The 11,802-nt window shown below is 53.5% G+C and carries 10 protein-coding genes; 3 read left to right on the top strand and 7 right to left on the bottom strand.

Annotated elements, in window-relative coordinates; translation table 11 throughout:
• Window positions 1-31 precede the first annotated feature (31 nt).
• Complete coding sequence (locus MRBBS_RS03105) at window positions 32-961, top strand: polysaccharide pyruvyl transferase family protein (RefSeq protein WP_014869960.1); 930 nt, start codon at window positions 32-34, stop codon at window positions 959-961.
• A 79-nt stretch (window positions 962-1,040) separates the two neighbouring features.
• Here MRBBS_RS03105 and MRBBS_RS03100 read toward each other — a convergent pair whose 3' ends face one another.
• Genes MRBBS_RS03100 through MRBBS_RS03090 form a run of 3 tightly spaced genes read right to left on the bottom strand, consistent with a single transcriptional unit; the run spans window position 1,041 to window position 3,940 of the window.
• Window positions 1,041-2,105 carry a CDP-glycerol--glycerophosphate glycerophosphotransferase gene (locus MRBBS_RS03100; RefSeq protein WP_014869959.1) on the bottom strand — a complete coding sequence of 355 codons (1,065 nt, stop codon included), beginning with the start codon at window positions 2,103-2,105 and terminating at the stop codon, window positions 1,041-1,043.
• Window positions 2,106-3,227 (bottom strand): glycosyltransferase family 4 protein, encoded by a 1,122-nt coding sequence (locus tag MRBBS_RS03095; protein WP_014869958.1) that lies wholly within the window; start codon window positions 3,225-3,227, stop codon window positions 2,106-2,108.
• Window positions 3,224-3,940 carry a 3-deoxy-D-manno-octulosonic acid kinase gene (locus MRBBS_RS03090; protein WP_014869957.1) on the bottom strand — a complete coding sequence of 239 codons (717 nt, stop codon included), beginning with the start codon at window positions 3,938-3,940 and terminating at the stop codon, window positions 3,224-3,226. The genes MRBBS_RS03095 and MRBBS_RS03090 overlap by 4 nt, the downstream gene beginning before the upstream one ends.
• Before the next feature lie 150 nt (window positions 3,941-4,090).
• Between MRBBS_RS03090 and MRBBS_RS03085 the strand changes: the two genes are divergently transcribed.
• Window positions 4,091-5,143 carry a glycosyltransferase family 9 protein gene (locus tag MRBBS_RS03085; RefSeq protein WP_014869956.1) on the top strand — a complete coding sequence of 351 codons (1,053 nt, stop codon included), beginning with the start codon at window positions 4,091-4,093 and terminating at the stop codon, window positions 5,141-5,143.
• Between the two features lie 28 nt (window positions 5,144-5,171).
• On the opposite strand, the gene MRBBS_RS03080 is transcribed toward MRBBS_RS03085, so the two are convergent.
• From MRBBS_RS03080 to glnE, 3 genes are all read right to left on the bottom strand, one after another.
• Window positions 5,172-5,576 (bottom strand): DUF6165 family protein, encoded by a 405-nt coding sequence (locus MRBBS_RS03080; protein WP_014869955.1) that lies wholly within the window; start codon window positions 5,574-5,576, stop codon window positions 5,172-5,174.
• A 76-nt stretch (window positions 5,577-5,652) separates the two neighbouring features.
• A complete protein-coding gene (locus MRBBS_RS03075; RefSeq protein WP_014869954.1) occupies window positions 5,653-6,579 on the bottom strand; it encodes a branched-chain amino acid transaminase in 927 nt (308 codons plus the stop codon).
• 72 nt (window positions 6,580-6,651) lie between these two features.
• Entirely contained in the window at window positions 6,652-9,552 is a 2,901-nt protein-coding gene (gene glnE / locus MRBBS_RS03070) for a bifunctional [glutamate--ammonia ligase]-adenylyl-L-tyrosine phosphorylase/[glutamate--ammonia-ligase] adenylyltransferase (protein ID WP_014869953.1), read from the bottom strand.
• 94 nt (window positions 9,553-9,646) lie between these two features.
• Between glnE and MRBBS_RS03065 the strand changes: the two genes are divergently transcribed.
• Window positions 9,647-10,819, top strand: coding sequence for a potassium channel family protein (locus tag MRBBS_RS03065; RefSeq protein WP_014869952.1), 1,173 nt, complete (start codon window positions 9,647-9,649; stop codon window positions 10,817-10,819).
• Between the two features lie 38 nt (window positions 10,820-10,857).
• Here MRBBS_RS03065 and MRBBS_RS03060 read toward each other — a convergent pair whose 3' ends face one another.
• The gene (locus tag MRBBS_RS03060) at window positions 10,858-11,772 is read right to left on the bottom strand and encodes a CYTH domain-containing protein (RefSeq protein WP_014869951.1); all 915 of its coding nucleotides are present in this window, start codon (window positions 11,770-11,772) and stop codon (window positions 10,858-10,860) included.
• Window positions 11,773-11,802 lie beyond the last annotated feature (30 nt).

Raw genomic sequence — 11,802 nt, 5'->3', positions numbered from 1 at the left:
TTTCTTTATAGAGCGATCACAGAGAAATAGAATGATTATTGAGTACTGCCGTAATGACGACTTTAATTTTGGCGATGACCTCAATGAATGGTTATGGCCAAAGTTGCTTGGGGATTGCCTTGACCCATCGGATAACATTTACCTGGTTGGGATTGGCACTTTGCTTACTTCAAAGCGGTTTAATAAAACACTGTCTAAAGCAAAAAAAATTGTCATATTCTCATCAGGTGCGTGGGAGCGGGATCACGCAGTGCTAGACAGTAGAACCGTGATTTATGGTGTGCGTGGTCCAAGAACCGCAAAGACGCTTGGCATCTCGGAAGATTTTGTGGTTGGTGACGGCGCATATCTACTAAGGGCCTTGCAGCTCAATCCAGTAGAGAGCAGTTTCAAAACAGCATTCATACCGCATCATAGAAGTGAGCAGTACATTGACTGGGAGACCATTTGCGACGCAGCAGGCTTGAAATTAATTTCAACGCGCCAACCTGTCGATACCTTTATTTCAGAGGTTCGCTCCTGCAAAAAAGTAATCTCCGAAGCCATGCACGGAGCCATAGCAGCCGATGCATTCCGCATACCTTGGATCGGAACACGATTCGCCCCCAACTTCAATGAAGAAAAATGGTTGGACTGGAGTGAGGCACTAAAAATAAACCTCGAGTTACATACACTTCCTATGGTTTATCAAAAACGACAACCACTCCAACGATCCTTAGAAAATTATATAAAAAAGAATTCTCTAAAATTCATTTCAAAAAACGAAAAGTGGAAAAACTTACCGGTATCATTTAGAAAAGCATCCAGTACCGATGTAAAGCGGTTGGTTCAGGCATTAATAGCCATCGACACGAAAGCAGAAACAAACATGAGTTCCGATAAAAAAGTAGCGGAAATAACTGAAAAGCTGCGACGGCAGGTCAATAAACTCGCGAGGGACTATAAAAGTGGTAACATTTAAAAAGATTATCAGGGTGTTTAACTAAACCCCGTAACCGCAACAATCAAGACACAAGATCAGAACCGCAAGTATAGTAATGTTATAGCCGTTTTCTCAGCTCCCGGCGCAAACGCCGCCTAACCTTAATTTTTCTAATGAAATTAAAAGGCTTACTGTTCATTCCGGGTTTTTTATTAGTTATAAAATCGTCCACCGCATCCAGCACCCGCGCGCTTGAGGCGCCATCACGGAAACTGTGTAAATCGTCACAGAGGCTGCGCGCAGCGCTCATCAGCGCATCGGGGTAATCCATGGCTTTGACCAGCGCAGGTTCCAGCTCTTCAACGGCATCGACATCGATCAGATAAGGCCCCGGCATCTTTGTTCTGAAAGTAACAACCGGACGATCCAAAAACATAAATTCAAACATGATGGATGAGGTGTCACACAGCATTACATCCGCCTGAGCCAGAATCGGCAGCAGATCTTCTTCACTTTCTACAAACCTCAGGTTTTCTCCGGCCAGACTGCGGTACTGCTGCACCACTGCAGTGTCCATTTTCGGATGCAGCGTCACTATGAACTGCCAGCGACCACTTGCAGCCAGCTCGGCAATTTTATCCACCAACGCCGGCGCTGCGGTTACCGAACGGCTGAACGTAGAGGCGAAAAACACCACTGGTAGCTCGCCATAAGCGCGTTTACGCCGGCCTGCGACAGGCTTTGACATCAAAGGGTCTAGTTTTGGCCAGCCGGTATGGGCTACGGCAAAATGCTGGTGCTGCTGCGCCAGTGCCTGAAATTTTGCGGTATCGCTGACTGCGTGCGTGCAATACAGATCAAACCAGCCCCTTATGCGGTAATGGTCACTTTCGCCTTCACTGCTGTGACCACGCTTGTTGCGCGCCATGCCGTGGAACACCTCAACTTTGATACCAGGGAAGAAATAGGGTACCCAGTCACCCGGCACAAACGTTGCTATGGCCTGGTAAGCCATCACGTCTGCGACAGTTTGCAAATGAAGCTCATCTGGGCGCAACGGTTGGGCCGAACAGCCAGCCACAAACCAGGCGGCCTCGTCGCCACGGCGGCGTATTTCATCCTGCAGCGGGCGCATAATAGAGTAGGAATAAGGCTGATTAACAAAAAACAGATATCGGCGCATTCAGTGGCTGCCTACCAGGGAGCGGTATAGCTCCGATGTTTCACGCACGGTTTGCGAGGTATGAAAATGGTTTTCGATACGCGCCTGAGCGGCTTGCCCAAACTGTTTTGTTAACTCCGGGTTGCGGTAGAGCTGCTCTATGGCTGCGCCGAGGGCCGCAGCATCTTTTGGCGGAACCACAAGTCCGCTAACACCCTTTTCCACTAACTCGGGCATGCCACCAACATTGGTGACAATGGGCGCGACACCGTAGGCCATAGCTTCAATTACCGCTCTTGGCAGCCCTTCGCGCTCGGTGGATGGCAACACAAACACATCGCTGGCAGCGGCAATGGCCGGGGCATCATTACGATAGCCCGTAAAATGAATACGGTCCGGGTGCGCTGACTGGCTGACTTGGGCCTGCAACTCGGCGTTGTCGATGGCATCACCCACCAGTACGAGGTGTACCTGTACATCCGCCGGCAGCTTACTGACGGCGTCGATCAGAATATCGTAACCTTTTCGCGGGTTGTTTCGCCCGGTGCTGCACACCACGAAAGCTCCGGCAGGAACGCCAAACTTTGTCAGGTCCGCCGGCTCGGCCTGGTACCAGCTCAGGTCATGCCCTTTGTAAATACGGATCAGCTTGCTGGCAGGCACTCGCAGCCATAGAAATTTCAGGCTGGAAAAAAAGTCTTTGATGGCATCGGCCACGCACACAATTTTGCTGACCCGGGGATGCAGGAAAGTAATCCAGGACTCGGGATTTAAAAAACTGACGTTGCCAATGATGCCCCGGTAGGCCACCACTTTAATATCGGTGCCCCTCGATGCTCGCAGTCCACAGGCTAGCGCACGGGGGTTGTAGGCATGAATGATGTTGTAGTTTTTGGTGTTTAACTGTTTCTGAATAGCGGCTATGCCGTTTTTATCGAAGCGGCTTTTTAAAGCCATCGGCTGAGCGACCATTTCTTCATCAACCAGACGCTGATAATTTCGGCCCTCGGGATTACACATCACATCCACATCAAAACCGGCACGCTTGAGTCCGATAAATAGCTCGGTTTCAGGACGGTCGCAGGCATCGGTCAAACACAAAACGGCCGGCAGCGCTTTCGGTTGTTTTTGTTCGTCAGTCACGCGGTAACACTCCCGTTATAGCCATGCTCAAATGTACTCCAGACCTTATTCAATACCTGCTCACCGGCGATTTTTTTAATGGAGCGGGCAAAGCGTTTGAGATTGCTATTTTTCCAGCCGTGCGAGCTATTGGGCGGCATGATACACCCCTTGTCAAAATCAATCAGGAAGAACTCGTCACCACGCACCAGTACGTTAAAGCAATTCAGGTCTGCGTGTCGCACACCGGCATCATGGAAGCGCCGTACAAGCTGCCCCAACCGGCGCCAGTCGGCATCCAAACGGGTATCAATCAAGTCCGCCAACGGAGCTGTGTCTGCGATACGCTCGACGATGATCGCCGCCTGATAACGCAGAACTGGCAATTTCCGATAATAGGCGGCGATTGGTCTTGGCACTGGAAAGCCCAGTGCCGATAACCGCATCAGCATGCGAAACTCCATTATGGATCGCACCCGATCTTCGCCGGCAAAGGCATAAGTACAGCGGGATAGCCGTGATACCAAACCACCACGCCGGTATTCTCGCAAAACATAGTCGCCGCCATTGGCGTCAAGAAACCAGGCGCCACCTCGTCCTCCGCTGTCCACAAGCCGGGCGCAATTGCCCCAGTGTGCAGGGTCAAACCAGTCAAATGTCACTCCGTGAGTCAGTTTGGGATGAGTCAGTAATACACGCTGCATTTCCCGCTTGAACACTTCAACTTCAGCCATGAAACCCCGCAGTTGCCAACAGCTCTTTACCCAGCCTTAAGGCCGTCGCGACCTTGGCTGGCAAGTAAGATAGAATAACATTTAGTTTATCAACGAACCGCCGCAAAGCTCCACCAACTGTTTTGTAGGGCATCAACGGATATTCATTCGATGAAATCAATCTGCATTCTCCGGCTTTCCGCCATTGGCGATATCACTCATGTGATCCCGGTTGTGCTCAGCCTGCAGGAACAGATTCCGGGCGTCAGCATCACCTGGGTCATTGGCAAAATAGAATCCAGACTGATTGGCGATTTACCCGGCGTAGAGTTCATTGTTTTCGACAAAAAAACCGGACGCAGCGCCTATGCAGGCCTGTATAAACAACTGAAGGGCCGCAAGTTTGATGCCTTGTTACACATGCAAGTTGCCCTGCGCGCCAATCTTGCCGCAGCGTGCATTTCTGCACCGATCCGAGTGGGGTATGACAAGGCACGCAGCAAAGACCTGCACGGCTTGTTCATCAACCGCCGTATCGCGCCGGCACAGCGCCAGCACGTGCGCGACTGCCTAGCCAGTTTTTTGGAACCCTTAGGATTAAAACCAGCACCGCCGCGCTGGACGATTCCACTGACCGAAAGCGATTACGCCTTTGCCAATACCCACCTTGCCAATGATCGCGCCAATATGGTGATCAGCCCCTGCGCCAGTCACAAACTGCGAAACTGGCCGGCCGAGCGCTACGCACAGTTAGCAGATTATGCGATTCGCCAGCGCGGCATGCAGGTCACGCTGGTGGGCAGCCCCGCACCTTTCGAGATTGCTTATTGTGCGGCCATTGTTCAAGCCATGCGGGAAACGCCAATTAATATCTGTGGCATGGACACCTTGAAGCAACTTACCGCAATGCTGAGCCGCGCAGATATTGTTGTCGCACCGGATACCGGCCCGGCGCATATCGCCAGCGCAATGGGCACCGATGTATTAGGCCTGTATGCCGCCAGCAACCCGCTGCGATCAGGGCCGTATAACTCATTACTCTGGTGCGTTAATCGTTACGAACAGGCGCTGCAAACGTTTGCACACACAACTACGAGCAAGGCACAATGGGGCACAAAAGCAGAGTGTGAAGGCGCCATGGAGTTGATTGAAGTGACAGACGCCACTGATATGCTGGACAAGTGGACACAGGCAAAGCGGCCGGAGCCAGAACGCGGGGCCTGACTCCGGGCGTCACTTTGGAGAGAAGCAGTTACTTGCGAGCGGTGTAATCCTGATAGGACTTTTCTTCAACAAAGCGCGATCCCAGCGCTAGGTTGATGTCTTTTTTCAAAGACGCGCGCTTATCGTTGGTGACATAAACCGCCCGAGCCAATTCAATAAAGCGGGCACCAAAATTCTGGTCGGCCTCCTGGTCGCGAATGTCGTCTTCAATCACCCAAAGTTCTTCATTGACCGCCTTGAGTTGCTGCCGAAGTTGCGCGATGGCGCTCTGGTCGCTGACTGCATCGGTCCATGTTGCGTTTAACTCGTTCAGTTCCAGCTTGACGTTTTTAAGCTTCGCGTCATCTTTGATACGTTCCGACTTGATTTCAAGAATCGTGATTTTGTCGAGAACTTCGCCAAAGGAAACCAGAACTTTTATGACATCTGCCATTTGCTACACCTGCAAAATCAATCATTAGAAGAGCAAGCCACAGTGCACAACGCACAGCGGCTTGCTCTTTAGGTTTTCAGCTCTTAACGACTGACAACCAGTCCATATGCTTGGCCGACTTACCCTTCACCGCATCAAAATACATAGCCTGCAGCTTTTCGGTCAGCGGGCCACGCTTGCCGGCGCCAATGATGCGGCCGTCTAGCTCGCGGATGGGCAGAACTTCGGCGGCGGTGCCGGTGAAGAAGGCTTCGTCGGCCACGTAGACTTCGTCGCGGGTGATGCGGCGTTCTTTCACTTCAATGTTCAGTTCTTTGGCGAAATCCAGAATGGTCTGGCGGGTAATGCCTTCCAGGCAGGACGTCAGTTCCGGGGTGTGCAGCACGCCGTTACGCAGAAGAAACACGTTTTCGCCGGAGCCTTCAGACACGTAACCTTCGTTGTCTAGCAGCAGGGCTTCTTCACATCCGCTGGAAACGGCTTCTTGCAGTGCCAGCATGGAGTTAATGTAGTTGCCGTTAGCTTTGGCCTTACACATGGTGATGTTCACATGGTGGCGAGTGTAGGAAGACGTACGCACCTTGATGCCGAGCTCTTTGGCTTCTGGCGACATGTACGATGGCCAATTCCAGGCCGCGACCATTACGTGCACTTTCAGGTTGTCGGCGCGCAGGCCCATGCCTTCGGAGCCATAAAATACCATTGGACGCAGGTAGGCTTCGTCCAGATTGTTGTCCCGTACCGAAGACAACTGGGCGGCGTTGATTTCGTCTTTGCTGAAAGGCATTTTCATATTCAGAATGTGAGCTGAACGGAATAGCCGATCGGTGTGATCTTTCATGCGGAAAATAGCGGCGCCTTCATCGGTGTTGTAAGCTCGCACGCCTTCAAAACAGCCCAGACCATAATGCAGGGTGTGGGTTAGTACATGCACCTTGGCTTCGCGCCAGGGCACCATCTCTCCATCCAGCCAAATAACACCATCGCGATCAGCCATCGACATACTAGGTTGCTCCAGAAAAACAATTTTATGAGTTCGGTATTCTATCAGGATCACTGAAGAAAGTTTTGGCCGTTATTCAATCATGACTCGCTGCCAGATGGAACGGATAAAATCCCGCTCGGCGATAAAAACATCGCCAGACAAATGGCTGTTCAAATCTTGCAGCGTGCGGCGATGAATGGCGGAGCGCAGCGCAATGTAGGCCTCACGCAGTGTTTTAACGTCGCTTGCGGGCAATACGCCGGCCTCACCTAATTCTTCCATTTGGCGAATGTTGTCTGGCCAGCGGGTTAATGTGGGGTATTCCTCGCTCCAGGCCAGCATCAGGTATTGCACCAGAAACTCGATATCCACAATGCCACCCGGGTCCTGTTTGGCGTGGAACGTCTCGGCTCGGCGGCTGGCGGGGGTGGCCAGGCTGGCGCGCATTTTTTCGCGCATTGCCACTACTTCGCTGCGCAGCGCCAGACGGTCGCGGTGCTGGCACAGGGTACTCTTGCGGATCTGTTCAAAACCTTCCAGAGTGCGCGGGCACCCGGCTATGCCGCGGGCGCGAGCCAGAGCCTGGTGTTCCCAGGTCCAGGCGTCAGTGTGCTGATATTTTTCAAAGGCCTGCAAGGTGATTACCAACAGGCCTGAGCTGCCAGACGGACGCAACCGCATGTCGACATCGTAAAGCTGGCCAGAGGGTGTCTGGGTACTCAGAATATGCACAATGCGCTGACCCAGGCGGGTGTAAAACACCGCGTTGTCAATAGGCTTGTCGCCATCGGTGCTTTGTTGGGGGTCGGCGCTATAGACAAACACCAAGTCCAGATCGGAACTGTAACCCAGCTCGATACCGCCTAGTTTGCCATACCCAATCACCGCAAAATCCGAGTCGCATACTGAACCATCGGCTCGCCGCGGATAGCCGTGGCGGCTGACCAAATTGGCAAAAGCAACATCCACTACGTGTTCCAGCACCACCTCGGCAATCCAGGTCAGATAATCACTGACGTTCATCAGCGCCAGGGTACCTTTCATTTCAGCAGCCGCCACCCGCAAGGTGTGGGCTTTGCGGAAATGCCGCAAAGACTCCATCTGGTCTTCCAGATCGTCATAAGAAATGCGCAGCATCTGTTGGTTCAAGTCATCCTGCAGTTCGGCTTTGGCCGGTGGGTAATACAAGCTTCCAGCGTTTAAAAGTTCGTCCAGTAGCAGCGGTGTATCGGCCAGCTCGCGCGCTATCCAGGGGCTTTCACTGCACAGGGACACCAGTTGGGAACAGGCCCCGGGGTTCTCCAATAACAGCACTATATAAGCGGTACGGCGTAATATGGCTTCTATTACAGGCTGCACCCGGCCAAAAGTATGGGACGGATTTTCGACTTCGGTCAGGGTGGCCAGCAGCATGGGCATAAACTGTTGCAGGCGTTTTCGGCCCTGGGTCTGCAGTGATTTTATGGTGCGGCTAGAGCGCAGGCTGGTTAATGCGGCCAGGGTTTCTTCTGGCGTTTCAAAACCCTTTTCAACCAGCCAGGCCAAGGCGGTCGGCTCGTCCATCTCGCAAAACCACAGCTCTTGCCAGCCTTCATCAAGGTTGTTTTGCGGGCTGTCGTCGTCGTCACTGGTGATAATATCACTGAAGTGCGTAGCCACCTGCGCCCGGTGCTCGTCCAGCTGCTGCTGGCACAGCGGCCAGCTGTTATAACCCATAATATGCGCCACCCGGGCACGGGCCAGGTCGGTATCCGGCAATAGCTGGGTTTGCTGGTCTTCCATGCCCTGTAGCGCGTGCTCCAGATTGCGCAGGAATACGTAGGCCGCCCGCAGCTCGTTTATCACCTGCGGCGGCAGCAGTTCCAGCTCCAGAAATTCGTTCAGCACTCGCAGTAATTCGCGCTGCTGCAGTTCCCGGTCCCGGCCACCGCGAATTAGCTGGAACGCCTGCACCACAAACTCGATTTCGCGGATGCCACCACTGCCTAACTTAATGTTGTTTTCCAGTCCTTTGCGGCGCACCTCGCGGCCAATCATGGCTTTCATACTGCGCAAAGATTCAAAAGCGCCGAAATCCACGTAGCGGCGATACACGAACGGCCGCAAGCTTTCCATCAGCACCACGCCGGCTTCTTGGTCGCCGGCGACTACCCGGGCCTTGACCATAGCGTAGCGTTCCCAGTCGCGACCCTGGTCTTGATAATAGGTTTCCAGCGCGGCAAAGCTCAGGGCCAGGGCGCCACTCTGGCCATAGGGCCGCAAGCGCATGTCTACCCGGAATACAAAACCGTCAGCGGTTATCTGGTCTAACGCCTGAATCAATCGCTGGCCAAGGCGAACAAAAAACTGCTGGTTGTCTAACGCCCGTCGCCCGTTGCGGGTTTCACCCTTGCTGGGAAAGGCAAATATCAGGTCTATATCGGAAGACACGTTCAGTTCGCGCCCGCCCAGTTTGCCCATGCCCAGCACCACCATTTTTTGCGGTGCCTCTTCGCCGCTGACCGGGCTAATGCCCCAGGGTGTACCGAACTGTTGGCAGGCGCTGTCATAAAGCCAGCCAAGTGCGCCATCTATGCAGATATCGGCAAAAGCGCTGGTGGCAGCCATGGTTTCGGCCAGTTCGGCGTGGCGCAGTAGATCGCGCCAGATGATGCGAAACTGGGTTTCCCGGCGGAAACATCGCAAAGCCTGATGCAGGCCCGGCTCGTCACTAACGTGTGCCAGATATTCCAGCCAGCGCTGTTGCAGATAACCGGCGGTGGTGGGCTTACTGAGGCAGCGCGAAGCCATTAATTCACGCACCGCATCGGGTTGCCGTTCCAGGGTTTGGCCCAAAAAAGGACTGTTGGCAATGGCAGCCGCCAGTAGCTCGTGAGTAACGGCGCCAGACTCTGTGAGCCAGGAAGGCACGCCGCCCGCGAAAATACCCGGCCAGCGCCCGGCAACGTCGGCAGCCAAAACCTGCGGCAGTGCGCTCCAGGGCTGAGACATAAAGCAAACCTCTGTTTCTCTGTAATATTTTTGGTTTAGTGCGCTATTAAAGGTACTGTATAACGAATCAGACCCACAGGACACCAGCGCCCGGATGCTACGCAATCGTCGCCCACTGAACGCCGAGCACTCTCAATCTTACGCTCAATCCTACGCTCAATCGCACTTGCCTATGGGCGGGTTGATTCGCAAGCGCATGAAAACACTTTTTGCGATGTTGATTGGGCTGTTAATTTTCCAGGTTATGGTGATTTGGACGGTGGAAGACCTGACCCTGTTCGAATCGATATGGATTACCATGACCACCGTGTCGACCGTAGGCTACGGCGATTACGCGCCGCAAACCCTGATTGGCCGCTTAAGCACGATTATCGTGCTGTTTATAGGTGCCATTACGGTGCTCACGCTGATTATCAGCGACTTCATCGAATACCGGTTTTATCGCCGGGAACGTATTCTCCGCGGACTTTGGGTTTACAAAATGAAAGAGCACATCGTTATCATCAACACACCGCAGCACGGCGGCGAGCCGTATTTTATGCGCTTTGCGTCGCAAATACGTTCCAACCCCGGCTATGAAAACGTTCCTATTATGCTGCTCACCCGCCAGTTTCCCGACGGTTTGCCACCCGAGTTGACCGATATGGGCCTGGTGCACTTTCACGGCACCGGGTCTGACCCGTCTGCATTGCAGGCGGTTCATGCCGGCAGCGCTCGGCACATTGTGGTATTGGCCACCGAGGAAACCGACGACAATTCCGACAGCATAACGTTCGACATTGTCCACCGCCTGAGTGAACTCAACCTGGGCTACCAAACCACCGCAGAGTGTGTGGCCGATAGAAATCGTGGGCGATTGAAAGCGCTGGGCATACGTGCGGTAATTCGGCCAGTGCGCACCTACCCGGAAATTATGGTGCGCGCGGTGGTGGCACCCGGCTCGGAGAAAGTGCTGGAAGACATGTTCAACTATGAACATGACCACCCCCACCGCTACGATTTTCTGTTAGAAGACCTGAATTGGGCCGACATCGTCAGCGCTTTGATTCGCCACGGCATAGGCACCGCCCTGGCCTATATAGACGACGATGGCGAGGTGATTTGCCAGCCACCCGTCAAACAACCGATCAAAGGCAAAGGCCTGATTGTGTTGGTACGTTCCATCGAAACCCCGGGCCTGGAGGTGGTGAAAGAAGCTCTTGAGCGCTACCGGACGTTTCTGAAAACGTGGCATAACAGCCAGGAAAGTAACAGCACCGATTCCTGAGCGACCCTCAACTTCCCGTTCCATTTTTTATTGGCGCCCTACTGGCCTGCTATGTGCCGCAGCATGGCCAACTGCATTTGGCCTAACCAAGGCTGCTGTAACAAATCGCTGACCTTTGTTCCGCCTTGCAGTTGTTCAACAAGCTCTGACCAGGCCTGGCTCGCGGCACAGCCTGCGGCTAGGTGCGCCAGTGCGCTCAGGTTCAGGCTTCTCATGTTTACAGATTGCTGCTTTAGCCAGCTCTGACTCAAACGCTGGAGCAGCGTGTTCAAAGAGGCTGTCGCTTCACCGGCACTCTCACCAGCACTCTCACCAGCACTTTCGCCGGCATTCTCAACAGCACGTGCATGAGCCATTGGTGCGTCCGCCAGAAAATAACCCTGCTCGGCTTTACTCACCAGATTCAAAAACACCGGGCAGTGTTGCGCCAGCTTTTGCGCCCAGATCAACAGGTTGTCAGGGTTGCCGGATTTTAGTTCGAATTCAACTTCGCAGAGATCGCGACTTCGCCCGTTAGCGATTATCTCCCCGGTATCCACCGCCACTTCAATAACGGCGTTATCGTCCGCCAGCATAATCACCTGGCGCTCAAAGTTGGTTTCAAACACCGGCGCCAGCCGCGCCAGATTCACGTTATCCGCAAGCGGTGTGTTTGCCAGCAAGCCCAGTTGCAGATGGGGACCAGGAACTTCCCATTCCCATTCATTGCGATTATGAGCACCGTTGACAAATTCACCTTGGGTTTTCAGGGTTTGTAGGGTTCGGCCGCCAGCCTGCCGTAACCGCAGAGCAATGCGCTGACCATTCAACTGATTGTCGGGGGTGTCGTAGTAAGTATTCACCAGGCGTTTGCACGCGCCCTTGCTAGCTTTCGCCTGTTCTAGCAGCCAAGCCAATGCCAGCGGAATCTGTTGCGGATGCAGGGTCAGTTTAATTTCCAGCTCTTGTGCCATCAATGCGCTTGTCCCATTCGGTGAATGCAT

This window comes from Marinobacter sp. BSs20148 (assembly GCF_000283275.1).
GTDB classification, from domain to species: Bacteria; Pseudomonadota; Gammaproteobacteria; order Pseudomonadales; family Oleiphilaceae; genus Marinobacter; species Marinobacter psychrophilus.
Note: the sequence above shows the minus strand (reverse complement) of the source record. Positions and strands in the feature narration are given on the sequence as shown.

Coding starts and splice junctions, on each gene's coding strand:
- MRBBS_RS03085 (WP_014869956.1), top strand. CDS start 4,091: ATGAAATCAATCTGCATTCTCCGGCTTTCCGCCATTGGCGATATCACT.
- MRBBS_RS03090 (WP_014869957.1), bottom strand. CDS start 3,940: ATGGCTGAAGTTGAAGTGTTCAAGCGGGAAATGCAGCGTGTATTACTG.
- MRBBS_RS03105 (WP_014869960.1), top strand. CDS start 32: ATGATTATTGAGTACTGCCGTAATGACGACTTTAATTTTGGCGATGAC.
- MRBBS_RS03065 (WP_014869952.1), top strand. CDS start 9,647: ATGCTACGCAATCGTCGCCCACTGAACGCCGAGCACTCTCAATCTTAC.
- MRBBS_RS03080 (WP_014869955.1), bottom strand. CDS start 5,576: ATGGCAGATGTCATAAAAGTTCTGGTTTCCTTTGGCGAAGTTCTCGAC.
- MRBBS_RS03060 (WP_014869951.1), bottom strand. CDS start 11,772: ATGGCACAAGAGCTGGAAATTAAACTGACCCTGCATCCGCAACAGATT.
- glnE (WP_014869953.1), bottom strand. CDS start 9,552: ATGTCTCAGCCCTGGAGCGCACTGCCGCAGGTTTTGGCTGCCGACGTT.
- MRBBS_RS03100 (WP_014869959.1), bottom strand. CDS start 2,105: ATGCGCCGATATCTGTTTTTTGTTAATCAGCCTTATTCCTACTCTATT.
- MRBBS_RS03075 (WP_014869954.1), bottom strand. CDS start 6,579: ATGTCGATGGCTGATCGCGATGGTGTTATTTGGCTGGATGGAGAGATG.